At 71.1% G+C, this 25,232-nt stretch carries 23 protein-coding genes and 1 pseudogene; 16 read left to right on the top strand and 8 right to left on the bottom strand.

The annotated features are described in order from the left end of the window. Positions 1 to 16: 16 nt before the first annotated feature. Complete coding sequence (locus HLK59_RS06600) at positions 17 to 784, bottom strand: IclR family transcriptional regulator (RefSeq protein ID WP_171140292.1); 768 nt, start codon at positions 782 to 784, stop codon at positions 17 to 19. A gap of 237 nt (positions 785 to 1,021) precedes the next feature. Between HLK59_RS06600 and HLK59_RS06595 the strand changes: the two genes are divergently transcribed. The 7 genes from HLK59_RS06595 (at position 1,022) to HLK59_RS06565 (ending at position 9,915) form a co-directional block, all read left to right on the top strand. Then, positions 1,022 to 2,524, top strand: a complete 1,503-nt coding sequence (locus HLK59_RS06595) for an aldehyde dehydrogenase family protein (RefSeq protein ID WP_171140291.1) — start codon at positions 1,022 to 1,024, stop codon at positions 2,522 to 2,524. Continuing rightward, on the top strand, positions 2,521 to 4,266 hold the full coding sequence (locus HLK59_RS06590) for a thiamine pyrophosphate-binding protein (RefSeq protein WP_171140290.1): 1,746 nt from the start codon (positions 2,521 to 2,523) through the stop codon (positions 4,264 to 4,266). Before HLK59_RS06595 ends, HLK59_RS06590 begins: the two co-directional genes overlap by 4 nt. Positions 4,267 to 4,347: 81 nt before the next feature. Next, positions 4,348 to 5,508 (top strand): ABC transporter substrate-binding protein, encoded by a 1,161-nt coding sequence (locus HLK59_RS06585; protein ID WP_171140289.1) that lies wholly within the window; start codon positions 4,348 to 4,350, stop codon positions 5,506 to 5,508. A 7-nt stretch (positions 5,509 to 5,515) separates the two neighbouring features. Next, complete coding sequence (locus HLK59_RS06580) at positions 5,516 to 6,385, top strand: branched-chain amino acid ABC transporter permease (protein ID WP_171140288.1); 870 nt, start codon at positions 5,516 to 5,518, stop codon at positions 6,383 to 6,385. After that, entirely contained in the window at positions 6,382 to 8,217 is a 1,836-nt protein-coding gene (locus tag HLK59_RS06575) for a branched-chain amino acid ABC transporter ATP-binding protein/permease (RefSeq protein ID WP_171140287.1), read from the top strand. Before HLK59_RS06580 ends, HLK59_RS06575 begins: the two co-directional genes overlap by 4 nt. After that, positions 8,214 to 8,948 (top strand): ABC transporter ATP-binding protein, encoded by a 735-nt coding sequence (locus HLK59_RS06570; protein WP_171140286.1) that lies wholly within the window; start codon positions 8,214 to 8,216, stop codon positions 8,946 to 8,948. Before HLK59_RS06575 ends, HLK59_RS06570 begins: the two co-directional genes overlap by 4 nt. An 88-nt stretch (positions 8,949 to 9,036) precedes the next feature. Continuing rightward, complete coding sequence (locus HLK59_RS06565) at positions 9,037 to 9,915, top strand: shikimate dehydrogenase (RefSeq protein WP_171140285.1); 879 nt, start codon at positions 9,037 to 9,039, stop codon at positions 9,913 to 9,915. 40 nt (positions 9,916 to 9,955) lie between these two features. Here HLK59_RS06565 and HLK59_RS06560 read toward each other — a convergent pair. The 4 genes and pseudogenes from HLK59_RS06560 to HLK59_RS06545 all read right to left on the bottom strand — a co-directional run. Next, a pseudogene (locus HLK59_RS06560) lies at positions 9,956 to 10,294 on the bottom strand (kinase); the annotation flags it as partial. A gap of 9 nt (positions 10,295 to 10,303) precedes the next feature. After that, positions 10,304 to 11,155, bottom strand: a complete 852-nt coding sequence (locus tag HLK59_RS06555; RefSeq protein ID WP_171140284.1) for a sugar nucleotide-binding protein — start codon at positions 11,153 to 11,155, stop codon at positions 10,304 to 10,306. 29 nt (positions 11,156 to 11,184) lie between these two features. After that, positions 11,185 to 12,057 carry a fructosamine kinase family protein gene (locus HLK59_RS06550; protein WP_346779659.1) on the bottom strand — a complete coding sequence of 291 codons (873 nt, stop codon included), beginning with the start codon at positions 12,055 to 12,057 and terminating at the stop codon, positions 11,185 to 11,187. Between the two features lie 39 nt (positions 12,058 to 12,096). After that, on the bottom strand, positions 12,097 to 12,561 hold the full coding sequence (locus HLK59_RS06545) for a GNAT family N-acetyltransferase (RefSeq protein ID WP_171140337.1): 465 nt from the start codon (positions 12,559 to 12,561) through the stop codon (positions 12,097 to 12,099). 126 nt (positions 12,562 to 12,687) lie between these two features. On the opposite strand from HLK59_RS06545, the gene HLK59_RS06540 reads away from it, so the two are divergent. From HLK59_RS06540 to HLK59_RS06530, 3 genes are all read left to right on the top strand, one after another. Beyond that, positions 12,688 to 13,293, top strand: a complete 606-nt coding sequence (locus HLK59_RS06540; RefSeq protein ID WP_171140282.1) for a YciI family protein — start codon at positions 12,688 to 12,690, stop codon at positions 13,291 to 13,293. Positions 13,294 to 13,361: 68 nt separating this feature from the next. Continuing rightward, positions 13,362 to 13,934 (top strand): GNAT family N-acetyltransferase, encoded by a 573-nt coding sequence (locus tag HLK59_RS06535; RefSeq protein ID WP_171140281.1) that lies wholly within the window; start codon positions 13,362 to 13,364, stop codon positions 13,932 to 13,934. 124 nt (positions 13,935 to 14,058) lie between these two features. Further along, entirely contained in the window at positions 14,059 to 15,006 is a 948-nt protein-coding gene (locus HLK59_RS06530; RefSeq protein ID WP_171140280.1) for an expansin EXLX1 family cellulose-binding protein, read from the top strand. Between the two features lie 17 nt (positions 15,007 to 15,023). Here HLK59_RS06530 and HLK59_RS06525 read toward each other — a convergent pair whose 3' ends face one another. Then, positions 15,024 to 15,671, bottom strand: coding sequence for a TetR/AcrR family transcriptional regulator (locus HLK59_RS06525; protein WP_171140279.1), 648 nt, complete (start codon positions 15,669 to 15,671; stop codon positions 15,024 to 15,026). 92 nt (positions 15,672 to 15,763) lie between these two features. On the opposite strand from HLK59_RS06525, the gene HLK59_RS06520 reads away from it, so the two are divergent. From HLK59_RS06520 to HLK59_RS06500, 5 genes are all read left to right on the top strand, one after another. Beyond that, on the top strand, positions 15,764 to 16,825 hold the full coding sequence (locus HLK59_RS06520; protein WP_171140278.1) for an oxygenase MpaB family protein: 1,062 nt from the start codon (positions 15,764 to 15,766) through the stop codon (positions 16,823 to 16,825). 319 nt (positions 16,826 to 17,144) lie between these two features. Continuing rightward, entirely contained in the window at positions 17,145 to 18,380 is a 1,236-nt protein-coding gene (locus HLK59_RS06515) for a cation:proton antiporter (RefSeq protein ID WP_171140277.1), read from the top strand. 207 nt (positions 18,381 to 18,587) lie between these two features. Next, on the top strand, positions 18,588 to 18,842 hold the full coding sequence (locus HLK59_RS06510) for a DUF3040 domain-containing protein (RefSeq protein WP_171140276.1): 255 nt from the start codon (positions 18,588 to 18,590) through the stop codon (positions 18,840 to 18,842). Between the two features lie 419 nt (positions 18,843 to 19,261). Then, positions 19,262 to 20,146, top strand: a complete 885-nt coding sequence (locus HLK59_RS06505; protein ID WP_171140275.1) for a PfkB family carbohydrate kinase — start codon at positions 19,262 to 19,264, stop codon at positions 20,144 to 20,146. Between the two features lie 121 nt (positions 20,147 to 20,267). Continuing rightward, positions 20,268 to 21,491, top strand: coding sequence for an MFS transporter (locus HLK59_RS06500; protein WP_171140274.1), 1,224 nt, complete (start codon positions 20,268 to 20,270; stop codon positions 21,489 to 21,491). 523 nt (positions 21,492 to 22,014) lie between these two features. On the opposite strand, the gene HLK59_RS06495 is transcribed toward HLK59_RS06500, so the two are convergent. Both HLK59_RS06495 and HLK59_RS06490 read right to left on the bottom strand, forming a co-directional pair. After that, the gene (locus HLK59_RS06495) at positions 22,015 to 22,563 is read right to left on the bottom strand and encodes a DUF1062 domain-containing protein (RefSeq protein ID WP_171140273.1); all 549 of its coding nucleotides are present in this window, start codon (positions 22,561 to 22,563) and stop codon (positions 22,015 to 22,017) included. Between the two features lie 197 nt (positions 22,564 to 22,760). Then, positions 22,761 to 24,008: a MalY/PatB family protein gene (locus HLK59_RS06490; RefSeq protein ID WP_171140272.1), complete on the bottom strand. Its 1,248-nt coding sequence runs from the start codon at positions 24,006 to 24,008 to the stop codon at positions 22,761 to 22,763. A gap of 93 nt (positions 24,009 to 24,101) precedes the next feature. On the opposite strand from HLK59_RS06490, the gene HLK59_RS06485 reads away from it, so the two are divergent. After that, positions 24,102 to 25,160, top strand: a complete 1,059-nt coding sequence (locus HLK59_RS06485; protein WP_171140271.1) for a P1 family peptidase — start codon at positions 24,102 to 24,104, stop codon at positions 25,158 to 25,160. The last annotated feature ends 72 nt before the right edge of the window (positions 25,161 to 25,232 follow it).

Below are 25,232 nucleotides of genomic sequence, written 5' to 3'. Positions count from 1 at the left end.
GTTGTCGGCGTGTACGTCAGCCGCGCGGCCCCAGGGGGTGGTCGAAACCCTGGGAGGCGATACGCGCGGCCACCTGCGTCAGGTCGTGCGCGAAGTCCTTGGTCACGCGGTCCGGGATGCGCGCGGAGGGACCGCTGAGCGAGAGCGAGGCGACCACCACGCCCGAGTGGGTCGTGATGGGCACGGCGACCGCCGTCAGGCCGACGTCACGCTCGCCGTGACTCACCGCGTAGCCGTGTGTCGTGGCCTCCTCGGCCCACTGCCGCAGCTGCTCGACATGCGCCACCCCGTGCGGCGAGGCGGCGGCGACCCGCTGGAGCAGACCGTCGGTCGCGCCGATGAGGAGCACCTTGGACGAGGCGCCCGCCCACAGGGGCAGTTCGTCACCGACCCGCACCACGTGCCGCAGCGGCTGCGGACTCTCCTGCTGGGCCACACAGACGCGGTGGATGTCACGGCGGATCATCAGGTTCGCCGTCTCACCGCGCCGGTCCGCCAGATCCCGCAGCAGCTTCTGGGTGTCCGGGGGCAACTCCCAGCTGGTGTGGGCGAGATGGGCCCAGCGCCACAGACCGGGCCCGGCCGAGTAGCCGGCGGGCGTGGCCCACAGCAGCCCGTACTGCTCCAGTGTCTGCACCAGCCGCACCACGGTGGTCTTCGGCAGTCCGGTGGCCTCGACCATGTCCCGCAGCGGAACGGTGGGCTGATCCTCGGTCAGCAGCGACAGGATGTCCAGCGCCCGGCGCACACTGCGTACACCGCCCTGGCCTTGCTCCGCGTCCACGGTCTCTCCTTCACGGCTCGGGGAAACGCGCCGGACCTGCCCGCCTCGCGGGCACCGGCACCTGGGGCGACAGCTTCCACCAGTCCGGGTTCCCGAGAACAGTCCGGGTCCCGAGAGAACCGCCGGTCGCGACTTCCTTTTCGCGCGGCCTCTTGCCACGGACTCCCGGCGCCCGTACGTTACACGCCAGTCCGCACAGCAGTCCACGAAAACCACCAGATGGTTTTTGGAGGTGTGATGCTGCAAGACCTCCTCAAGGCGGCCGGCGGAACCGACGTCGTCGAGGTGCTCCCTTTCGTCTCAGGCTCATGGGGCGGCGAGGGCCCGCTCCTGGAACGCACCGGCCCCTACCTGCGCCGCACGGTCAGCCGCACCCCGACCGCGCCGCCCGCCGCGATCGACCACGCCCTCACCAGGGCCCGCGCCTACGCCCCACAGCTCGCCGACCTCGCCCCCGCCGCCCGCGCCGACATACTGGAGACCGCCTCCCGGGCGGCCCGGGCCCACCGCGACCCGCTCGCCCGCCTGCTCGCCCTGGAACTGGGCAAACCGCTCAAGGACAGCCGCACCGAGATCGACCGCGTGGCCGCCACCTTCGCCGTCTGCGCCGCCGAGGCCCGCCGCATCGACGGCGAGACCCTCCCGGTCGCCGGCTGGTCCACGGGCATCGGCAACACCGCCTTCACCTACCGCGCACCGGCCGGCGTCGCCCTCGCCATCACCCCGTTCAACGCCCCGGCCAACCTCCTCGCCCACAAACTCGGCGCCTCCTTCGCCGCCGGCAACACCACCCTCGTCAAGGCACCCCCGCAGGCCCCGGCCACCTCCGCGGCCGTCGTCGCCCTGCTCCTGGACAGCGGCCTGCCCCACCAGGCGGTCCAACTCCTGCACGGCTCCGGCGACATCGGCGCCGCCCTGTGCGCCTCCGAACAGGTCGACGTCATCAGCTTCACCGGCAGCGCCGGCACCGGCGACGCCGTGGCCCGCGCCGCGGGCGCCAAACGCCTCGCCCTCGAACTCGGCGGCAACGCGGCCACGATCGTCTGCGAGGACGCCGACCCCGCCGAGGCCGCCCGGGTCTGCGCCCGCACCGGCTACAGCAACTCCGGCCAGAGCTGCATCTCCGTCCAGCGCGTCTACGTGCACCGAAGCCGCTACACCGACTTCCTCGACGCCCTCACCGCGGCCGTGGACGCCCTCGTCGTCGGCGACCCCTTCGACGACACCACCGACATCGGCTCCATGGTCGACGAACCGGCCGCCGAACGCGTGGTCGCGTGGACGAGGGAAGCCAAGGACAGCGGCGCCACCGTCGTACGCGGCGGCACCCGCGACGGCGCAACGGCCGCACCGACCATCGTCGCCGACCCACCGCCCACCGCCTCGGTCGTCGTCCACGAGGTCTTCGGCGCACTGGTCGCCGTCATGCCCTACGACGACTTCGACACCGTCGTCGAGCAGTGCAACGCGAGCCGCTACGGACTCCAGGCAGGCCTGTTCACCCACGACATCGGCCGTGTCCTCAGCGCCTGGCGACGTCTGGAGGTCGGCGGGCTCATCGTCAACGGCTCCTCCAACTTCCGCCTCGACCACGTCCCCTTCGGCGGGGTGAAGGACTCCGGCTTCGGCCGCGAGGCACCCCGCTGGCTCATCGACGACTTCACCGTCGTCAAGACACTCGTCCTGCGCGGCCTGTCCGTGTGGGGAGACCGCCGAGAGCTGCCCGAGGAGGACCGGTGACCACCGCGGCCGAGGCACTCGTGGCCCAACTCGCCTCCTACGGCGTCGAATACGTCTTCGGCACCTGCGGACACACCAACATCGCCCTCCTCGACGCCCTCGGCCCCAGCCCCGTCCAGTTCGTCATCGCCCGCCACGAACAGGCCGCCGCCCACGCCGCCGACGGCTACGCCCGCGCCACCGGCCGCCCCGGCGTCCTGCTCACCCACGTCGGCCCCGGCATGATGAACGCGGTCACCGGCGTCGCCACCGCCGCCCTGGACTCCATCCCCCTGGTCGTCATCACCGGCGACACCCCCTCCTACTACTCCGGCCGCCACCCCCACCAGGAGGTCAACCTCCACGCCGACGCCGACCAGAGCGCGATCTACCGGCCGTTCTGCAAACGGACCTGGCAGGTCCAGCACGCGCGCGACCTGGCCCGGATCACCGAGCGTGCCTTCTGGACCGCCACCGCGGGCCGTCCCGGCGCGGTTCTGATCAACGTACCCATGGACCTGTTCAACCGTCCGGTCCGGCCCTACGACGGCGACCACCCGTTGCCCGTCCACGTGGGCCGCCCCGGACTCGACGAAGCGACCGCGGCCCGCATCGCCGAGGCGCTCACCGAAGCCGAACGCCCACTGATCTACTTCGGCGGCGGCATCCGCGAACCCCGGGCCCGCACAGCCCTGTTGGAACTCGCCGAGCATCTCGACATCCCGCTCGCCCACTCCCTGATGGGCAAGGGCATCGTGCCCGACCGGCACCCGCTGCTGCTCGGCATGCCCGGCTTCTGGGGACTGGACAGCACCCACCGCCACACCAAGGGCGCCGATGTCGTCCTCGCCCTGGGCACCCGGTTCGCCGAGACCGACGCCAGCTCCTGGGAGAGCGCCCACACCTGGAACTTCCCGCCGAGCAGGCTCCTCCAGATCGACCTCGACCCGGCGGAGATCGGCCGCAACTACCCCGTAGAGATCGGCGCCGTGGCCGACGCGGGACTCGCGCTCGACGCCGTCACCGCGGCGGTCCGCATCCGACGGCCCCGGGCCGTGACCCGGCCCGGACTGCGCGAGGCCATCGGCGAAGCCCGTGGCACGGTCTTCTCCGCCGCCCGGGAAGCCGGCCGCAGCGACGACTTCCCGCTCCGCCCCCAGCGCATCCTGGCCGACCTGCGCGACACCCTGCCCGCCGACGCGGTCCTGGTGACGGACGTCGGCTGGAACAAGAACGGCGTCGCCCAGTGCTACGAACTCCCCGCCGAGGGCCGCTTCATCACCCCCGGCGGCGCCTCCACCATGGGCTTCGGACCGGCCGCGGCCGTCGGCGTCCAACTCGCCCGGCCCGACCGGGTCGTGGTCGCCCTGATCGGCGACGGCGGTATGAGCGCCCAGCTGCCCGCCGTACCCATGGCCGTGGAACAGGGCGCCCCCGTGCTCTTCGTCGTCATGAACAACCGCGCCCACGGCACCATCGCCGACCTCCAGGCCTCGGCCTTCGGCCGGTCCTACGGCTGCGAGTTCACCGACGCCGAGGGACGGCCCTACAGCCCCGACTTCGCGGCCTACGGCGAGTCCTGCGGCGCCGACGGCTACACCGTCGCCGCACCCGGCGACCTCACCAAGGCCCTCCGGGACGCCCTGGCCCGACGCCGTCCCGCCGTACTCGACGTACCGATGATCAACGAGCCGGTGCCCACGCCGGGCCACTGGAACATCAAGGACATCTACGCCGGCAGGTTCCCCGACGGCGCCGACTGACCCGACCGGTAAGCCGCTTCGACCTCCCCCACACCTCTTTTGCACCTCTTCACCCACCACTCGTCCTCATGAGGTGACCGCATGTCCCGCTCCCCGAGGCCTTCGGCCCCACGCACCACGTTCGTCGGCGCCGTCGCCCTGGCCGCGGCCCTGGCCGCCTGCAGCGCACCCGGTGACGACAGCGACGACGCCAAGTCCGACTCCGGCCCCATCAAGATCGCCGTCGTGGACGCCCGCAGCGGCCAACTGTCCTCCCTGGGCGACTGGGAGTGGAAGGGCGCCAAACTCGCCGTCGACGAGTGGAACAAGAAGGGCGGCATCGACGGCCGGAAGATCCAGATCAAGTCCTTCGACGACCAGGGCGACCCCACCACCGGCACCAACCTCGCCCGCAAGATAGCCAGCGAGAAGTACATCGCCATGATCGGCACCGCGGAGAGCGCGGTCACCATCGCCATGGCGCCCGTCCTGAAGCAGTCCGAGATCCCCAACATCACCTCGGGCCAGGCCGACGCACTGGTCGAGCAGAAGAGCGAGTTCCTCTTCCTCAACGGGCCCACCAGCACGACGTACGACACGACGCTGGCCAAGTACCTGATCCAGGACAAGGGTTACAAGAAGATCGCGATGATCACCAACAACGGCTCCTTCGGCAAGGGCGAACACGACGCCTTCACGAAGGCCGCCGGCGACCTCGGGGTCAAGGCCCTGACCGACCAGGTCGTGACCACCGACCAGAAGGACTTCAGCGCCGCCCTCACCGCGATCCGCTCCAAGAAGCCACAGGTCGTCTTCATCGGCTCCGAGGAGGTCGAGGCGGGACTCATCGTCAAGCAGGCCCGCGACCTGGGCATCACCGCGCCCTTCGCCGGCGCCGCCCCGCAGGGCACCCCCGTCTTCATCGACACCGCCGGCACGGCCGCCGTCGAGGGCACCATCGTCAGCTCGCCCTACCTCAGCAACGACAGCAGCCCCGCGGCCCAGAAGTTCGCCGCCGCCTACCAGGCCGCCTACGGGGAGGAGGCCGAACTGCACGGCGCCAAGGCATACGACGGCGCCAACATCCTGCTGACCGCCCTGAAGTCCAGCAACGTCGCCACCGGCAAGGAACTCGCCGACGCCATCCGGGCCACGCGGTACGACGGCCTGCTGGGCCAGTTCCGGTACGGCGCGAACGGCGTGGGGATCACCGAGACCAGCATCGGCGTCATCCGCGACGGCAAGCTCGTACAGGAGCAGTGAGGCCGTCGTGCAGGAGACCTTCCAGACACTGGTCGGCGGCCTGAGCCTCGGCGCCGTCTACGCCCTGGTCGCCATGGGCTTCTCCCTCGTGTACCGGACGATGGGCCTGGTCAACTTCGCCCACGCCGACATCGCCATGATCGGCGCGTACGCGGCCTCCACCTTCTACCTGACCTCGCACCTGCCCTTCGCGCTCGCCATGGTCGTCTCCATCGTCATCACCGGCGCGATCGGCCTGGTCATCGAACGCGTCCTGAGGCCGCTGGAGAACAAGGACTTCGACCTCATGCTGATCGGCACGATCGGCTTCGGGATCGTCCTCCAGGCCGTCGCCATCCTCATCTGGGGAAGCACGGGACGCGCCATGCCCTCCCCGGTGCGGACCGCGCCACTGGACCTCTTCGGGGTGCGGGTGCGCACCTACGACCTGTTGGTGATGGCGGTCGCCGCCCTCGCCGTCGTGGGCCTCGGCTTCTTCCTGTCCCGCACCAAACGGGGCGTGGCCATGCAGGCCGTCGCGATGGACCACGAGGCCGCCACCGCGGTCGGCATCGACGTGGGCCGCAGCAACGCCCTCGCGTTCGCCATCGGAGCAGGCCTGGCCGCCCTCGCCGGCGGCTTGGTCGGCCCCATGCTCTACGTGGACGCCTCCCTCGGCGGCGCCCTGGGCATCAAGGGCTTCGCCGCGGCCATGCTCGGCGGCTTCGGCTCCATCCACGGAGCCGTCGTCGGCGGCATCGCCATCGGCGTCCTCGACTCCTACACCGCCGGCCACTTCCAGGGCTACTCGGTGCTCGCCACCTTCCTCGTCTTCACCGTGGCGATCATGATCCGGCCCATGGGGATCTTCGGCGAAAGGACGGTCAGCCGCGCATGAAGTCCCGCCTCGCCGCCGTGGCCGCACTCGTGGTCGCCGCCTGGGCCCTGCCGTACGGCCTGGGCAGCTACACCATCCACGTCGTCGACATCGCCCTCATCTACACCCTCCTCGCCATCGGCATGGGCCTGGCCATGGGCATCTCCGGCCAGATCAACCTCGCCCAGGTCGCCTTCTTCGGCGTGGGCGCCTACGTCGTCGCGATCCTCACCACGAACAACGGATACGGCTTCTGGGCCGCCTCCGTCCTCGCCGTCCTCGCGACCATCGCCACCGGCCTCCTCGTCGGCATCCCCGCCCTGCGCATGCAGTCCCACTACCTGGGCATCGTCACCCTCGGCCTGGCACTGGGCTTCATCAACTGGATCACCAACGCCGACGTCACCGGCGGCGCCGACGGCATCTCCGGCGTCCCCGTACCCACCCTGCCCGGCCTGGACCTGTCCAGCGAATACCTCTACTACTACCTGGAAGTCGTCGTCTTCGGCGCGGGCCTCGTCTTCGGCCTGTTCGTCGTCCACACCTCGCTGGGCCGCCGACTGCGCGCCATGCGCGACGACGCCCTCGCCGCCGGCGCCATGGGCGCGGAGATCCCGCTGCTGCGCATGACGGCCTTCGTCCTCGCCAGCCTCTACGGCGGCCTGGCGGGCGTCCTGTACGCCGGACTCATCCGCTACGTCGCACCCGAGACCTTCTCCATCGGCAACATGTTCATCCTGCTGGCCATGGTCATCATCGGCGGCCGGCGCTCCCTGGTCGGCTGCGTGGTCGGCGCCGTCGGCCTCACCCTGATCCGCGAGTGGCTCTCGGACTTCTCCGCCTACGCCCAACTCGGCTACGGCGTGGTCGTCGTCCTCATGGTCGTCTTCGCGCCCACCGGCCTGGCCGGCATCCCCACCCGCCTGCGCGACCTCTACCACCGACGCTTCGGCACCGGCGACACCCGGGCCGAACTGCGCCCCTTCACCCCGTACCCCCCAGGACCCCGGCCGGCCGGGGAACAGACCCTCCTCGCCGTCGAGGACATCACCAAGCAGTTCCGCGGACTGCGCGCCCTCGACGAGGTGACCCTCACGGTCCGGGCGGGGGAGATCAGAGGAATCGTCGGCCCCAACGGATCGGGAAAGACCACCCTGTTCAACGTCGTCAGCGGCTTCTACCGCGCCACGTCCGGCACGGTCCGCTTCGCCGACGCCGACACCACCACGGCCCGCCCCTACGCCCTGTCCCTGGCCGGAGTGGCCCGCACTTTCCAGAACCTGCGCCTCTTCGGGCAGCTCACCGTGCGGGAGAACATCCTGGTCGCCCTGGACCGCACCCGCACGCACACCATCTGGCAGTACGCCCTGTGGCAGCCCGGCGTCCTGCGCCGCGAACGCCGACTGCGCGCCGAGGCCCAGCAGATTCTCGACCGCTACGGCCTCACCGACTTCGCCGAAGCCGCCCCCGCCGCCCTGCCCTACGGCATCCAACGCCGTATCGAGATCGCCCGCGCCATGGCGGCCTGCCCCCGCCTGCTCCTGCTCGACGAACCGGCCGCGGGGCTCAACGGCGAAGAGGTGCGGCAACTGGTCCGTATCGTCCGCTCGATCAGGGACAGCGGCACCACCGTCGTCCTCATCGAGCACAACATGGGCCTGGTCATGTCCCTGTGCGAGAAGGTCACCGTCCTGTCCAGCGGCAAGGTCATCGCCGAGGGCACCCCCGGCGAGGTCGTCGCCGCACCCGAGGTCATCGAGGCCTACCTCGGCGACTCCGACCTGTCCGAACTCGGCCTGAGCACCCGACTGCCGGCCCAGCGCCCCACCCCCGCCGAGGAGACCACCCCATGAGCGTCAGCAGGGCGGGCGAGGCCGAACGCCTCACCGTGGAGGACCTCAGCGTCCACTACGGCGGCGTGCGCGCCGTACGCTCCATCGGCTTCACCGTCGCCCCCGGCGACTCGGTCGGCATCATCGGCGCCAACGGAGCCGGCAAGACGTCGACCCTCAAGGCCCTCATGGGACTCGTGCCCCGCAGCGGCGGCCGCCTCAGCCTGGGCGAGCGCGACCTCACCAAGGTGCGCGCCCGGGACATGGTCCGCCTCGGCATCGGCTACGTCCCCGAAGGACGCCATGTCTTTCCCGGACTCCCCGTGGAGAAGAACCTGATGCTCGGCGCGTACTCACGCGCCTGGGACAAGGAGACGTACGGCCAACTCGACCAGATCTACGCCCTGTTCCCCGCCCTCGCCGGAATGCGCGACCGGCTCGCCGGCGCCCTGTCCGGCGGCGAGCAGCAGATGCTCGCCATCGGCCGGGCCCTGATGACCCGCCCCCGCCTGCTCGTCCTGGACGAACCCTCGATGGGCCTGTCGCCCAAGCTCGTCGGCAGCATCCTCGACGTCCTGCTGACGCTGCGCGAGGAAGGACTCAGCCTGCTGCTCGTCGAGCAGAACGCGAAGCTCACCTTCGGCGCCACCAGCCACTGCCTGGTCATGGAGAACGGGGAGGTGGCCATGCACGGTCCCTCCGACGAACTCCGTCACGACCCCCGGGTCAGGGAGGTGTACCTGGGCCTGTGAAGCGCCGAGAGATGTCGTAGGACTTCCCCGCGGCCATACGAGTTGGTAGAGATAACGGACTGGTTCGTACATTACTGCGGGAGCGGCCGTGACCCAGGACTCGTATCTCGTCGGCCTTGTCGGATCGGGCATCGGCCGCTCGCTCAGCCCCGAACTCCACCAGCGCGAGGCCGACCGGCACGGCGTGCGCTACCTCTACCGGCTGCTCGACATCGCATCGCCGGCACTGCCCGCCGAGGACATCTGGCGCATCACGTACGCGGCCCGGGACTGCGGCTTCAACGGCCTGAACGTCACCCATCCCTGCAAGCAGCTCATCGCCGCGCAGCTCGACGGACTGACGGCGCCGGCCGCGCGTCTCGGCGCGGTCAACACGGTCGTGTTCACCCCCGAAGGGCGCGCGGTCGGCCACAACACCGACATCACCGGCTTCAGCGCGGCCTTCACCCGCGGGCTCCCCGACGCCCCTCTCCGGCAGGTGATCCAGTTCGGTGCCGGAGGGGCCGGCGCCGCCGTCGCCTTCGCGCTGCTGGACCTCGGCGTCACCCGCCTCACCGTCGTGGACCCCCTCACCGAACGCGCCCACACCCTGGTCAAGGCACTCAACCAGGACGCCGGAGCCGAACGGGCCGAAGCCTGCTTGCCGGAACACCTCGAAGCGGAACTGGCGGGCGCCGACGGCGTCGTCAACGCCACCCCCGTCGGCACGGCGGCCCACCCCGGCACTCCGCTGCCCGGCGCCTCGCTCCATGACGGCCTGTGGGTGGCCGATCTCGTCTACCGCCCTCTGGAAACGCCCTTGTTGAGAGCCGCGAGGTCCCGCGGGTGCCGGGTGCTGCACGGCGGAGGCATGCTGGTCCACCAAGCGGCGGACGCCTTCCGCGAGTTCACGGGCCTCGACCCCCGAACCTCCGCCATGCTCGCCGACTTCGCGGACCTGACGGCACCACCGGAGGCGCACACCTGAAACCGGTACTCAGCTGACGCCTGCGACCCGAGCGTCAAGAACGGAGTTCGGTTTCCCCGACCTCGTCGGCGATGGGCTTGGTCGCATGCCGGGCCAGGGTGTCCTCGAAGGGGACGTCCAGGTAGAAGCAGTGCGCGCGGTCGCCGTAGTCGGCGAGGAGCCCGGCGAGCATGTCGCCGTAGTGGGCTACGTACAGGATGCCTTCGAGCACCGTGTGGAAGCCGTGTTCCAGGGCGTGCCGCACGGTCAGATCGATCAGGCCGATGTTCGCGGCGCCGGGGACATCGCGTTCGCGCAGCCCGGCGGCCACGGAGCTCTTGCCGCTGGCGCTGTTGCCGCGCAGCACGATCAGCCTGGTGGGGGAGGGGATCGTCGTCACCCGGGGACCCTACCCTCGGTCGTCGGGGTGTCGGTCGTGTCCCGCGCGGAGGAACTCGCGGGCGCCCCGCAGGCGGGTGGCCATGCGGCTCTGGGTGGCGGTGCTGTCGAGGCGGACGTCGAGGGCGCCGGGTGTGCGGGTGTCGGCGCGGCGTCCGGTGGGCAGCCGGGTCGGGTCGAGGCCGTCGCGGTGGGCGATGAGGACACCGAGTTCGTGGCGGCTGAGGGCGTCGGGTCCGGCGAGGTGGAAGACGCCGGGACGCTCGGTCGTCGCGAGTTCCAGCAGCGCGCGGGCGAGGTCTTCGACATGCACCGGGCAGCGCACGGTGTCGGTGAACAGGACGGCGTCGTGCGTGCCCGCCGCCAGGTCGTGGACCATGCGCTCGTGCGCGGATCCGCCACAACCGATGATCAACGAGGTGCGGGCGACCGCGGCGGTCGGTGCCAGGAGGCGTACGGCGCTTTCGGCGGCGGCCTTCGCGGCACCGTACGGGGTGACCGGATCGGGCAGACAGCTCTCGTCGTAGTGGACCCGGGCCCCGGAGAACACCGCGTCGCTGGAGACGTGCACCAGACGGCAGCCGCGGCGCGTGACAGCCATCGCCAGGCGGATCGAGCCGTCGGCCGTGACCGCCCAGTCGCTCTGCCCACTCGTCGCGTTGATGACGACGTCGGGGACGACCGAGACCAGGACCTCGTCGATCTGCCTGGGGACACAAAGGTCGAGGTGGTGCCACGAGGCTCCGGGCGTGCTGCCGGCGCGGGAATGGTACGTCGCGGCCGTCACCCGGCCCGCGGCCGTCGCCTGACGCACGAGCTCCGTGCCCAGAAACCCGCTCCCGCCGATGATCAGCACTCTCATGGCGCCCCACCGTAAGGCACACCACCCGCTCAGTGACCGGCGTCGGCCAGGAGCCGCCGTGCCGTACCGACGGCCTGTTCGGCGTAGGAACGGCCGAAGAGCACGGCGTGGACCAGCAGCGGGAAGAGCTGGTGCAGGCCGACGCGCCGCTGCCAGCCGGCCGCGAGGGGCGTGGCGTCCTGGTAGCCCTCCAGTACCTCCGCGAGAAACGGACAGCCGAAGAGCTGGAGCATCGCGAGGTCGGTTTCGCGATGCCCGCCGTGTGCCGCCGGATCGATCAGCCACACATGACCGTCGGCGCCCCACAGGACATTGCCGTTCCACAGATCCCCGTGCAGCCGCGCGGGCACCTCACCCGGACCCGCGAGGTCGGCCGGACGCTCGCAGACCCGCTCCACCACGGCCGCCTCGCCGCGCAGCATGATGCCACGGTCGACCGCCTGACGGAGATAGGGCAGCACCCGGTGCTCGGCGTACCAGCGGGGCCAGTCGCTCCCCGGCACGTTCCGCATCGGGGCGAGCCCGATGTACGCCTCGGTATCACCACCGGGCGGCGGCGCCCCGAACGCCGCCGCACCCGCCGCATGCAGCCCGGCGAGCTCACGCCCGAACCGCACCGCGGCGCCGGCACTCGGCCGCCCCTGAGCGACACAACCGGTCACCAGCCACTGCCGGTCAACACCGTGGACGACCGGCACCCGCACCGCCCCCGCATCGGCCAGCCACCCCAGCCCCGCGGCCTCGGCCCGCGCGGCCCCCGTACTCCCGGCCTCCTTGACGATCACCGGCCCACCGTCCAGCGCGACCTCGGTGACCACACCGGTCAGCCGCCGCTGTCCCCCCACCGCACGCCCGGTCAGCCGTGCGGCCACCGCCCCGGGCCCGTCACCTTCCTCACGCACCGCGCCCTCCACCGATCGACCCTGTCGCTCCTGGCGTGGTCAGTCGCCGCCCATGCCGAATGCCGGCTCGCGCACCATGAACACGTCGACCGGGTCCTCCGACTCGACGGTGAACCCGTGCCGCTCGTACAGCCGTCGGGCCGCGCTGCCCCGGAGCACGTTCAACCGGACCAGGAGGCCTTCGCGGTCACACCGCTCCAGCAGCTCCCGCAACACGCCCGAGCCGACACCGCTGCCCTGAAGGCGCGGCGCCACGAAGAAGTGTTCCAGCCAGTGGGCGTCCTCCGCGGGCCGCAGCGCCACGCACCCGGCGAACGCGCCGCCCACCTCGATGATCCAGGCGCACTCGGGCACGAAACTGTCCCGCAGCCGCTGCCGCACCCGCAGTTCGTCGTACCGCCCGAGCCGCTCCAGGTCCGGCCGCATCACCACGGCACGCAGCTCGACGATCGCCTCGACGTCGGCCGCCGACGCCGACCGCAGTTCCCAGTCCCGGTGCGCCATGATCACCACGCCAGGGTAATTCGCATGCGTGTGCGGCGCGCACGCCGGTACGATCCGGCACTGCCGATCGCGGCACACGGATCGGTTTCCAGGGGACGACGGGGACGCGGGGACGACGGGGACGACATGGCGTACTTCTTCTACTGCCGGGACCGGCCGGGCTCCATGCCCCTGCGCTGGGAACTCAACGAAGACCACTGGGCGTTCATGGACCGCTACGCCGACGTGATGATCGCCCGCGGGCCGACGCTCACGGCCGACGGCGAAGGGGTGACGGGCAGCATGCACATCGTCGACCTGCCCGACGCCGCCGCCGTACGGGAGTTCGCGTTCGAGGAGCCCAACCACAAGGCCGGTGTCTACCGCGAGGTGCTGATTCGCGGCTGGAAGAACGTACTGGGCCGCACGATGTGGGAGTTCACGGGCGCGACAGCCGGCCATCGACGCTTCCTGGTCATCGCCCACGGCAGGCCGGACCCGAGCGGCGATCACGGTGAGCTGGAGGCGGCACAGCACCGGTATCTCGACGACGGCCACCGCCGCCACCTCATCGCCTACGGCCCGCTGCTGTCCGAGGACGGTTCCGCGTGGACGGGCACCGCCCTGCTGCTCGAACTGCCGGACCGGGGTGCGGTCGAGGCCCTGATGGCGGACGAGCCGTATGCCCGGGCGGGGCTGTACGAGAGCGTCGAGATCCACGACTGGCGGTTCGGCGGTCGTCCGGTCGACTGAGCCGGTCGACCGAGGTGATGCCCCAGGCCCCGGACGCGATGTCCCGTGCTCCGTGACATCGTGGCGCCATGCCCATCGAGGTACGCCCGGCTTCGGTCTTCGAGGACGTCCGCGCGGTGCTCGGACCGAAGTCGCCCACCGCCAACGTCTGTTGGTGCCTGAGCTACCGGATCCCGTCCAAGCTCGACAAGGAGCTGCGCGGCCCGGCCCGCGGCGAGTACGTCGCGGGACTGTGCCGCGCGCGGCTCGCGCCGGGGGTTCTCGCCTACGACGGTGACGAACCCGTCGGCTGGGCCGCCGTGGCGCCGCGCGCGGAGACCTCCTTCGCCCGCAGCCGGAAGATCCCGCACGTCGACGACCTGCCGGTGTGGTCGCTGTGGTGCATCCGCGTACGCCCCGGCCACCGCAAGCAGGGGATCTCGCACGCCCTCATCGCCGGAGCGGTCGACTTCGCCCGCTCCCACGGCGCACCGGTGATCGAGGCGTACCCCCTGGACAACGGCGACGCCCGGGTCGACCTGACGACGGCGTACGCCGGACTCCGCGAGAACTTCGAGCGCGCCGGATTCGTCCACGCCGCCGACACCACGTCCGTGCCGGCCGGACATCCACGGATCCTGATGCGACTCGATCTGCGCTGACGGCACTTCTTCGAGACGGACGGCAACCTTTTCGGCCATAGCGGCCACTGAGAGGTCGGAGGCTCGCTTCACTGGGCCTTGCACACCGCACGCGTGCTCCCGAACCACGTAAAGGACCTCATCCGTGGCGCCGTCCCCTTCACACCGTCGTCGTCCCCGCCGGCAACGCACCTGGGCGGTCCCCGCGATCGCCGTGGCGGCCGTAGCCCTGATCGCTTCCCTGGTCGTGGCCTTCGTCCCCGACGACGACGGATCCGAGGCCACCGCGTCCAAGGTGCGGGCCGAGTCGAGCACGGCGCCCACCACGCCGGGACCGACGCCGACCTCGCCGTCCCCGAAGCCGACGGCGACGGCCACCAAGGCCAAGCCCTCCACCACACCGTCGCCGACCGCGAGCACCCCGAAGGGCCGGCCCTCGGCCACGAGCCCGCAGCAGACAGCTGCCTCCGTCGGATCACTCGCCGGACGGATCCGCCCCAAGACCACCTACCAGGGTGTGGCCACCTTCTACGACACCGGCAACGGCGACGGCGCCTGCTCCTACGGTCCCACCGACGACACCATGACCGCGGCGATGAACCACACCGACTACGAGACGTCCCAGGCCTGCGGAGCGTACGTGCTCGTCCGCGCCGGCGGTGCCTCCGTCACGGTCCGGATCACCAACGAATGCCCGCTGCCCTGCGCACCCGGTCAACTCGACCTCAGCCCCCAGGCCTTCGCCAAGCTCGCCGCCCCCTCGCGCGGCGAGATACCGATCACCTGGACCCTGCTCAGCCCCGCCACGTCCGAGAAGATCGCGATCCGCTACAAGACCGGCTCCAGCCGCTACTGGTGCGGCATCCAGGCCATCGGCCACCGCAATCCGCTGGCCCGCCTGGAGGTGCGCACGGGCAGTGGCTGGACCCGGCTGGCCCGCACCGAGTACAACTACTTCCTCTCCGAGCAGGGCAGCGGTTGCGGCGGATCGATCAGGATCACCGACATCTACGGGGAGCGGCTGACGATCGACGGGATCGCCCTGCGCGCGGAGGCCGTGCAGCGGACCGGGGTCCAGTTCGCCGCCCACTGAGCGCACCTCACCACCGGTCAGCGGATCGGCCGCAACGCCCCGAGGATCAAACGGACTTGGCCCGTCAGCCGGGGCAGGTCGAACGTGTCGGGTTCCGTGAGCGCGACGCGGCCGAAGTGCTCCGCGCAGGCGACGAGGGCGTGGGCGAGGACCTGCGGATCGAGCCCCGGATCGCTCCGGTCGGTGAGGGCGAGGGAGAGCCACTTCTCGACCAGCAGCCGGAAGCGCTCCCGGTCCGCCTCGATACGGTCGCGGACGACGGCCGGCATGTTGCCCGGCGGCAGCAGGATCAACCGCCAGGTGTCCGGATCCTCATGGAGCATGCCGGCCATCCGGCGCACCGCCTCGGAGGCGAACGGGGCGGGGTCGCGCAGGTCGCCGGCGTCGGGAACGGTCCTGAGCAGCATGTCGAACGCGCGTGCCTGCTGTCGGTCGAGCAGCGCCGTCAGCAGGGCGTCGAGATTCTCGAAGGCGCCGTAGACCACCGACCGGGCGACTCCCGACCGCTTCGCGATGGCGTCGATGGAGACCCGGTCGTAGCCGTCGCTGACGATGACGGCCAGGGCCGCGTCGAGCAGTTGCTCGCGGCGCTCCTCGATGGGGACGCGCGGGGCGTAGGGCCGCCGTCTGCGTGGCCTGTCCGGTGAATTCGTGGACGCTGACACCTTGGCAGTTTACGACACGCGTGTCTTAATTTACGACAGCAGTGTCGTAATCGAGTGGCGGTGCACGCCGCGGACGCACAGGGAGCGGCTCCATGGCGAGGTCCAGGCGCAGCGAGGTCCAACCGCACGAGGACTACGGCTTCTTCGGCCCGGGCTCGGTGGTGTGGAAGGTCTGGAGCTATCCGACCGCGCCGACGGTGGGATTCCAGCGGGCCGTGGTGGTGGAGGAACTCGACCCGCCGCTGGTGGCCGCCGTGCACGGGACCCAGGGCATCTACCAGCGCGCCCGTACGCGCTACGACCGGACCCTGCGGTACTTCGCGATGGTGGCCTTCGCCGGTTCGCGGGCGGTGTCCAGGGCCGCGGACATCCTGGTCAAGGTCCATTCCAAGGCGATCGGCGAACTGCCGTACGGCGGCGGGACCTACGACGCCAACGACCCGGCCTCGCAGCTGTGGATCCAGCTCACAGGCTGGCACTCGATCCTCTACGCCTACGAGAAGTACGGCCCCGGCAAGCTCACCGCGCAGGAGGAGAAGGAGTACTGGGAGGCGTGCGCGCTCGCCGCCGAGTTGCAGACGTGCTCCCCGGACGACGTTCCCCGCACGCGTGCCGGGATCCGGGCGTACTTCGAGGAGATGCGCCCCCGGCTGTCCGCCAGCCCGATCGCGCGCCAGGCCATGAACCACCTCCTGCGGACCGAGCTCGTCCTGCCGCCGGTACCGCTGTGGGCGAAGCCGGTGAGCATGGTCGTCGCGAGGGCGCAGCGGATCGCCACGATCGCCACCATGCCGCGCTGGATGCGTGAGATGGCGGGGATCCGGCAGTCCCGACTGCTCGACCTCCTCATCGTGCCCGTCATGAAGGTGTCCTTCGCCCTCGCCCACCTCGACCCCCGGGTCGAACTGCGCCTGTTGGGGATGCTGTCGCCCTCCACGGTCCCGGTGATCGCCCCGGTCAAGCTGGGCATCCCGCCGCGCACCGAGGAAGTGCTGACCCCGTCGGAGGCCCGCGCCCGCTACGGCTACGCCAAGCCCGCCGAAGCCCACCTGGAGTTCCGGGCCCGCCAGGCCGCCCGCGTCTTCGGCGACGGCGAGGCCCCCAGCGACCAGGGGCTCATCGAGTCCCAGGAAGTCCTGGGCCCGCTGGCCTGATCGGACGTCACACGCTCCCGGGCCGAAAGCGGCGACTGCCGCCGGCCCGCGGTCTGCCGACGCGACGGGCGTCGAGAGCGGCGACGGGGCCCGCGCTCGCCCCGCCGCACGTTCTACGTGCCGAAATGAGTGCTGACACCGATGGTCGCGGGTGCGGGGGCCGTGACAGCGTGGGGACAACGCCGATCGAGCCGGTGGTGACACCCGGCCGAGGCGCGGTCCTGAAGACGCCGTCAGCCACGCACCACAAGGAGCACTTGTATCCATCCCCGTCAGACGAAGCGACCCCGACCTCTCGCGCAGCCGAAGGAGGTGACCCGTGGGACACGCTGACACCCTCCTGGCCATGGGCGGTGCCTTCCTCGCGGCCGCCCTCCTCGCCCGCCTCGGCGGCAGGATCGGACTCCCGACCATCCCCCTGTTCATGCTGGCCGGCATCCTGCTCGGCCCGCACACACCCGGCATCGTCCTGGTCCAGGACGCCCACGACTTCGAGATGCTCTCCGCGCTCGGCCTGGTGCTCCTGCTGTTCTACCTGGGCCTGGAGTTCCACCTCGACGACCTCAGGAGCGGCGGCAAGCGGCTCCTGGCGGCGGGCGGCATCTACCTGCTGCTGAACGTCGGCGCGGGCCTCGGCTTCGGGTTCGCCCTGGGATGGGGCGCCCGGGAGGCTCTGGTGCTGGCCGGCGTGCTGGGCATCTCCTCGTCCGCGATCGTCACCAAGATCCTCATCGACCTGGGGCGGCTCGGCCGCCCCGAGACCCGCCTCATCCTGGGCGTCATCGTGGTCGAGGACATCTTCCTCGCCCTGTATCTCGCGGCACTTCAACCGGTCATCGGCGGCGCCCAGGGCGTCGGCGACGTGCTCTGGCAGGCGGGCAAGGCGTTCGGCTTCCTGCTGGCCCTGGCCGCCGCGGCCCGCTACGGAACCCGGCTGGTCGGACGACTGATCGCGGTACGCGACAACGAACTGCTCGTGATCAGCTTCCTCGGCGCGGCGGTCCTCGTCGCCGGGATCTCCGAGGTCCTGGGCGTCGCCGACGCCATCGGCGCCTTCATGGTCGGACTCATCCTCGCCGGCACCCCTTCCGCCGCCCGCATCCGCCGACTCGTCCACCCCCTGAGGGACGCCTTCGCGGCCATCTTCTTCTTCGCCTTCGGGCTGGCCATCGACCCCGCCGTCGTCGCGAGCGTCGCCGGACCGGTGGCCGCGGCGGCGGCACTGACCGTGGTCATGAACGTCATCGCGGGGCTCCTCGTGGCACGCCTGTACGGCTACGGTCCCGAGCGCGCCGCGGAGATCGCCACCACCCTGGTGGCCCGCGGGGAGTTCGCCCTGATCCTGGCCGCGATGGCGACCAGCGCGGGCCTGGACGACCGCCTCGCACCGTTCATCGCCGGATACGTCCTGGTGCTCGCGGTCCTGGGCCCGGTCGTCGCCGGACGTGCCGAACTACTGGCCCGCGCCCTGGAGTTCATGGGTGCTCGGGGGCCGGCACGCCAACCTTTGGCCGACACTTGTTTGCAGGGGCCAACCGTTAGGGAGAATGCATAGAGAGCCGGGCGACGCGAGCCGGGACGTATCTCTGACCACGCTCGTCGTGTGTCCAGCCGGCCGCTCTCCCCAGCCCCGCAGAGCGACCGCGGCTGCTCGACCGTGCTCCGTGCACGTCCGCGCCGGACCTCGAACCCCGTTCACGACACTCGCTGCCGCTGCCCGGTCGGTCGCAGGGCGGCAGCGCAGGGCGCGAAAGGAGAAGGCATGCCCCGATCCGAGGACGAGCGTCTGGTCGCGCTCGAAGCACGCTGCGCTGGTGAGGATCCCCGGTTCGCCAGGGCGATGAGCACCGGACGGCCGCGCCGCCCCCGTGAGTTCCGACGCACGGGGGCCTGGTGGGCCCTGGCCGTCGCAACGGCCGTACTGATCGGCGGGGTGATCGTGGCGAACGGGCTGCTCATCGCCACGGGCCTGGTGGGGGTCGGCGTGGCCGCACAGTTGCTCGATCCACCGGCCTGACACCCCCTCACCATCAGCTTGGGAGCACGTAGTTGTGCGGGCCGGTCGCGTCCCTAGGAGCCTTTCGCCGCCCGAGCCCGATGAGCCGCCACGGTGGTCCGGCTCGCGCGGCAGTTGGTGCACGGGCGCCGGGGGCGGTGCCGTCGACCGCTGGTTCTTCCGGACCGAGGGTCACGAGGTGGCCGAGAAGGCGGTCATGACGCTCGATTCCGTGTCACCGATCCCGTGTCACCGACCGCGCACCTGCTCACGGCACCCCTGGCCTACAGCCGCCTGCTGCTCCGGAGCGACCCCCGTTCCGGGGACGAGATCATGCGCGCGCCCCCGGGCTCCCGGCGCCCCAACACTCGACGGTTCCCCTCGCTTCGTACACTGACCTCACGCACCGTCGGCAGGAGTCGCGCGTGAGGGAACCGGCAATGCCCCGACGTCCTGAGGGCCTGTTCATCGGCCTGTGCACCCTCGACATCATCCAACTCGTGGACCACACGCCCGCCTCCGACGAGAAGCTGACGGCTCGCCGCCAGACCATCGCCGCGGGCGGCCCGGCGGCGAACGCGGCCGTCGCCTTCAGCCACCTGGGCGGCGCGGCCCGCCTGTTGACCGCGATCGGCTCCCATCCACTGGGCCTCGCCGCCACAGCCGACCTGCACGGCCTCGCCGTCACCGTGTCGGACCTGACGCCCGACTCGACCGAGCCCCCGGCCGTCTCCTCCATCATGGTCACCGCGTCCACCGGAGAACGCGCGGTCGCCTCGACCAACGCGACGGGCCACCGCATCGCCCCACCCGACGACCTCGACGCGCTGGTGGCAGCCTGCGACATCGTCGAACTCGACGGCCACCACAGGGAACTCGCCGTGGCCGCCGCCCACTCGGCACGGGCCGCCGGCCGCCCGACCGTCCTCGACGGAGGCAGCTGGAAGGACGGCATGGAGGACCTGCTGCCGTCGATCGACGTGGCCGTCTGCTCGGCGGACTTCCATCCACCCGGTACGAGCACACCGACCGAGACCCTGCGTTTCCTTCAGGAGCACGGGGTCGGCTGGTCGGCGGTCACCCAAGGAGCGGAGCCCATCGTCTGGCTGGGCCCCGACGACGGCGGCACGGTGGACGTTCCGAACGTCCCTGTGACGGACACACTCGGCGCGGGAGACTTCCTGCACGGGGCCCTCACCCACCACCTCGCGCTTCAGAGCCACTTGACCCCGAAGCACTTCACCGAGGCCCTGCGCACCGCGGCCACGGTGGCATCGCGAGCCTGCACCTCGTTCGGAACCCGCGCCTGGCTGCGAGCGAAGTAGTCAACCGCACCCGCGCCGCACGTTCATCCAAGTGCCGTGGATCTTTGTCCATGGACGAATCGGCAGCCAGGCGTGAGGGTCGACGTATGCGCGAATCCGAGACGCCGACCACGACTGACAGATGAGAGCCGCCAACCCCCACCCCGCTCTCGGCAGCCGCCCGATCGAACACCGACGAACGCCAAGTGGGCTCATCGCGCTGGCACTCGGCGGCTTCGGCATCGGCCTGACCGAATTCCTGATCGCCGGCCTGCTGCCCCAGGTCGCGTCGAGCCTCGCCGTGTCGGAAGCGGAGGCGGGCCGGCTGATCTCCGGATACGCGTTGAGCGTCGCGATCGGAGCCATCGCGCTGACCGCGGCCACGACACGGCTGCCCCGAAAGCAGGTCCTGGTCGGCCTGATGGTGCTGTTCGTCATCGGCAACCTGCTGTCCGCGCTCGCACCGAACTATCCGGTGATGATGCTCGGCAGGGTCATAGCGGCCCTGTGCCACGGTTCGTTCTTCGGGATCGGCTCCCTGGTCGCTCGCGATCTGGTGACGCCGGACCGCAAGTCCCGCGCGGTGGCGGTGATGTTCGCCGGACTGACCCTGGCGAACGTGCTCGGCGTGCCGTTCGGCGCGCTCGTCGGCGAACGCTGGGGCTGGCGGGCGGCCTTCTGGGCGGTCACCGCGATCGGCGTACTGGCACTGACGGGCATCGCCGCCCTCGTCCCCGCCCAGCGACCGACACGGACGGGCCACTCCGCCCCGACACCGGCGGCGGGCCTGCGCGCACAGTTCCGAGCCTTCCGTTCCTGGCAGGTCTGGCTGACCCTGACCGCCACCGGCCTCGGCTACGGCGGCATGTTCGGCGCGTTCAGCTATATCGCCTACACCTTCACCGAGGTCGGTGGCTTCTCCTCGGCCGATGTCGCCTGGCTGCTGATGGTGTACGGCGTCGGCCTGGTCGCCGGGAACCTGATCGGCGGACGCGCGGCCGACCGGGACCGGGACCGCGCCCTGGTCCTCGCCCTGCTCGGACTCACCGTCACCCTGGCCGTGTTCGGCTTCCTCGCCGCCAGCCCCACCGCGACGGTGCTCCTGGTCTTCCTGATGGGCCTGTTCGGGTTCGCCGCCGTGCCCGGCATGATCACGCGCGTCACCGACGCCGCCCACGGCGCGGCACTGGCGGCCGGCGCCAACGTCTCCGCGTCCAACCTCGGCAACGCCCTCGGCGCCTGGCTCGGAGGCCTGGCCCTCACCGCCGGCCTCGGCTACACAGCACCCCTCTACGTCGGCGCCGGGCTCACCCTGACCGCCGTCCTCGTCATGACCGTCGCCGCACACCAGGCAAGCCGACACTGAGTGCCCCGAGCGAAGAGACCAAGCCGTGTCGACGGCCGGTGTGCAGCCGCGCGCTCAGTCGAACCACACCACGAGGCGCACATGCTCCGGCCCGTGCAGCTCGCCCAGTGTCCGCATCACATCCCACCGGCGCCAGTTCGGCCCAGCTGACCCATGTCGTTCCGTACCCGCCGTCCGGCCCGTCCCACACGCGGAACGAATCCCTGAGCCCGTCCGAGACGTCCGCCGGCACCCATGAGCCGCGGCCAGCGGCCGGAAACCGAACGAATTGCGGACACCGAAGAGACAGGCGAGAGCGTCATAGGCGTTGCCGGTGTTGAGGAGAGAGGTCGATGGCGGGGAGCCATACGGCGTCCTCGTCATCCGCACCCCAGATCCGCGCCAAGGGCCTGCACAACGCCGCTCCGGTGAGGACAGGGTTGGTGCCGCGGTCAGCGCGACGAGTGTGCGCATCGACAAGGGCTCTCGACGGGAGCCGGTGCGTGCCGCGGCTCTTGGGCGCGGCACGCACCGGCTCAGAACTTCAGAACTTCAGCGTGAAAGTGAAGTCGCTGGAGAGCTTGCCGGTCAGCCGGGCCGCCGACACGACGCTGCCCTCCGCGACCAGTCGTTCGACCTCGGCCCTCGAAAGACCGCACCCCTCAGCGATCAGCCGCACCGGCCGGACAGGGATCCGCGCCGCGAAGCGCACCGAGACGTCGAGCACCTCGCGGTCCAGATGATCCGATCCGCCGGTGTCGAGGCGCCAGGCGTCGTCCCAGTCCAGGCCGATGCGATTACGGCGTTGGACGACAGGGTCCTGGAGCAGTTCGGCCGTCAGACCGACGTCGTTGTCATGCAGCCGGTCGAGGAGCTCAGGACGTACGGAACGCACATTGACCCGCTCCAGGACCGTGAGCTTCGCCGTGTCCCCGCAGGAGGCGCAGAGCACGAGGAGCCAGGCGTCGATGAGCTTGTGGTTCGCGTTGACGCGGAACTTGCCGTTCGCCCGGAAGGTTCCGGACGCACACGTGTGGCAACGGCGGAGGACGAGCGGCAGGCAGGTGGGCATGACCACCCAGTTGTCGAGCACAGAAGTACACCGGTTTCAGTGAGAAGTCCGCAGCAAGAAGAGGCGCGGCGCGGATGCGCGACGCGCGACAGATCAGCTCTCGGGAGGTCTCACACGGTGTACAACGGCACGTCCTTGCCCAGACGACTCGGTTCGGCAGCACCGTAGCGAGGCAACTCGGCGCTGTGCCACTGGATTTCGAGCGCCTTCACCCGGAGCTAGAGGTCGTGCACCGCCCGCCCCATGCGGGCCAGCGCTTCGCGCAGGACGGTCGGCGACGTCGCGAAGTTGAGGCGTACGTGTCCCTCGCCGCCGGAGCCGAAGACATGTCCCGAGCTGAGCGCGACCCTGGCCTTGTCGAGGAACATCCTCGCGGGTCCGGCGACGTCGCTCACCACACCGGGCCCATCGGTGCCGTGATCACCGTCGAGCCCCAGCCGTCGGCAGTCCAGCCAGGCCAGATAGGTGCCCTCGGGCCGGTGGTACCGCACGCCGGAGAGGTGCTCCGCGACGAGTTCGCCCAGCAGACGCCGGTTGGCGTCGAGTCCGAGCAGCAGTTCGTCGAGCCAGTCCCCGCCCTCGCGGAAGGCCGCGGTGTGGGCGATGACCCCGAGATGACTGGGGCCGTGGGCGACCTCTTCCGGCAGGAGACGGAGCTCGTCGGCGGCCTCCGGACCGGCGATGGCCACGGCGGCCTTGAGACCTGCGAGGTTCCACGCCTTGGAGGCCGAGGTCAGCATGAACGCGTTCTCGGCACCGGGCACGCTCAGAAACGGGGTGAAGACGGCGCCCGGCAACACCAGGGGAGCGTGGATCTCGTCGGACACCACCCGCACACCGTGCGTGCGGGCCAGAGCCGCGACGGCCTCCAGTTCCTGGCGGGTGTGGACGACACCGGTGGGATTGTGCGGGTTGCTCATCAGGAACGCGGCCCGACGGCCCCCTCGCCGAGCCCGTAGGAAGGCATCCTCCAGTGCCTCCGGATCGACCCGCAGATCCGGGCCGAGGCGAGCCTCGACGACTTCGCGACCGTCGTGGCCGACGAACGCGTAGAAGGGCGGGTAGACCGGTGAGCACACCACGACCGCGTCGCCGGGATCGGTGATCAGCCGCAGCACTTCGACGATGCCCATCATCACGTCGGGCACGATCGCGGTGTGCTCGACGCGCAGCCCGTCCCATCGCCACCGATCGTGAGCGAATGCGGCGAGAGCCTCGGCGTAGGCCGTCCCGGAGGGATATCCGGTGTCGCCGAGGTCGAGTGCCGAGCGCAGTGCTTCGACGACGGGTGCGGCGAGCGGCACATCCATCTCCGCCACCCACAACGGAAGTACGTCCTCGGGATGGGTACGCCATTTCATGCTGGTGCGCTGCCGCAGCTGTTCCAGGGTGAGCCGGGCCAGGGGGTCCGTGCGGCGGGGCTCGCCCGAGGCGGGGTGGTGTTCCGTGGTCCCGGGCCCGGTCATGCGGCGCTCCGACGCCCGGGCACGCCGAGGTCGCAGCCGGACGAACGGCTGCCCGCGCCGTACGAGGATTTGGCTAGTGTGCCGATCATGCGCATGCCTGATGCACCCCTGTCTTCGCCCTCGTCCGAAGCCCCTCGCCGGGCCCGTGAACTCGGCCTGGGCATCGGTCACGTGCCTACGGGACCGCACAACACTTTCACGGACGTGCCCGGCATCCGAGTAGGGCACACCACCCTGATCGACCCGCCGCGCGTGCACAGCGGTGTCACCGCGATCGTCCCCGACGGTGTCGGCCCCGCCGGCCCGCTGCCGGCCGGTGTGTTCGCGGGCAACGGCTACGGCAAGCTGCTGGGCAGCACCCAGGTCGCCGAACTCGGCGCGCTGGAGACCCCCGTACTGCTCACCTCGACGCTGTCCGCTTTCCGGGTCGCGGACGCCCTGGTCGGCTGGATGCTGGAACAGCCGGGGACAGCCGGTGCGCGAAGCCTGAACCCGGTGGTGGGGGAGTGCAACGACGGCCTCCTGTCCGACATCCGCTCGCGCCCGGTCCACGAGGAACACGTCCGCTCCGCACTCGACACCGCCCACGGCGGCCCGGTGCCCGAGGGCTGCGTCGGTGGCGGCACCGGGCTCACCGCGCTCGGCTTCAAGTCCGGCATCGGCACCTCCTCGCGCCGACTCCCGCTGGCGGGCCGGGAGGTCACCCTCGGCGTCCTCGTCCAGGCCAACTTCGGCGGCACGCTGCGCATCCTCGGCCGTACGATCACCCCCGCCGACGTGGGGGTGCCCACCGCGCCCCCCGTCCCCGACACCGGTTCCTGCATGATCGTGACCGCGACCGACGCGCCCCTGGACGCCCGCCAGCTCACCCGGCTCGCCCGACGCTCCGTCTACGCCCTGGCCAGGGTCGGCGCCGCATACAGCCACGGCAGCGGCGACTACGGCCTCGCCTTCGGCACCCGCCCCCTGGGCACACCTGCCGGCCCCGCCGTCGTCCCCGACGACACCCTCGACCCCGTCTTCAACGCCCTGCTGGACGCAGTGGAGGAGGCCGTCCTGAACTCCCTCCTGACCGCCCACACGACCACGGGCCCCTACGGCGACACCCGCCACCCGCTGCCCGCGACACCTCTGCTCGCCCTGCTCAGGTGACCGCGCGCGGCCACACCCGCACCGCACCCGTGCACGCCGATCCCGTTCCGGACGGAGTGCCCGGGGCCGCCG

It is taken from the genome of Streptomyces sp. S3(2020), from assembly GCF_013044505.1.
Lineage (GTDB): Bacteria > Actinomycetota > Actinomycetes > Streptomycetales > Streptomycetaceae > Streptomyces.
Note: the sequence above shows the minus strand (reverse complement) of the source record. Positions and strands in the feature narration are given on the sequence as shown.

Bases quoted from the DNA above. Each gene is read 5' to 3' on its own strand.
- HLK59_RS06595 (WP_171140291.1), top strand. From the start codon at position 1,022: ATGCTGCAAGACCTCCTCAAGGCGGCCGGCGGAACCGACGTCGTCGAG.
- HLK59_RS06585 (WP_171140289.1), top strand. From the start codon at position 4,348: ATGTCCCGCTCCCCGAGGCCTTCGGCCCCACGCACCACGTTCGTCGGC.
- HLK59_RS06575 (WP_171140287.1), top strand. From the start codon at position 6,382: ATGAAGTCCCGCCTCGCCGCCGTGGCCGCACTCGTGGTCGCCGCCTGG.
- HLK59_RS06570 (WP_171140286.1), top strand. From the start codon at position 8,214: ATGAGCGTCAGCAGGGCGGGCGAGGCCGAACGCCTCACCGTGGAGGAC.
- HLK59_RS06555 (WP_171140284.1), bottom strand. From the start codon at position 11,155: ATGAGAGTGCTGATCATCGGCGGGAGCGGGTTTCTGGGCACGGAGCTC.
- HLK59_RS06545 (WP_171140337.1), bottom strand. From the start codon at position 12,561: ATGGCGCACCGGGACTGGGAACTGCGGTCGGCGTCGGCGGCCGACGTC.
- HLK59_RS06540 (WP_171140282.1), top strand. From the start codon at position 12,688: ATGGCGTACTTCTTCTACTGCCGGGACCGGCCGGGCTCCATGCCCCTG.
- HLK59_RS06535 (WP_171140281.1), top strand. From the start codon at position 13,362: ATGCCCATCGAGGTACGCCCGGCTTCGGTCTTCGAGGACGTCCGCGCG.
- HLK59_RS06520 (WP_171140278.1), top strand. From the start codon at position 15,764: ATGGCGAGGTCCAGGCGCAGCGAGGTCCAACCGCACGAGGACTACGGC.
- HLK59_RS06510 (WP_171140276.1), top strand. From the start codon at position 18,588: ATGCCCCGATCCGAGGACGAGCGTCTGGTCGCGCTCGAAGCACGCTGC.
- HLK59_RS06505 (WP_171140275.1), top strand. From the start codon at position 19,262: ATGCCCCGACGTCCTGAGGGCCTGTTCATCGGCCTGTGCACCCTCGAC.
- HLK59_RS06500 (WP_171140274.1), top strand. From the start codon at position 20,268: ATGAGAGCCGCCAACCCCCACCCCGCTCTCGGCAGCCGCCCGATCGAA.
- HLK59_RS06490 (WP_171140272.1), bottom strand. From the start codon at position 24,008: ATGACCGGGCCCGGGACCACGGAACACCACCCCGCCTCGGGCGAGCCC.
- HLK59_RS06485 (WP_171140271.1), top strand. From the start codon at position 24,102: ATGCCTGATGCACCCCTGTCTTCGCCCTCGTCCGAAGCCCCTCGCCGG.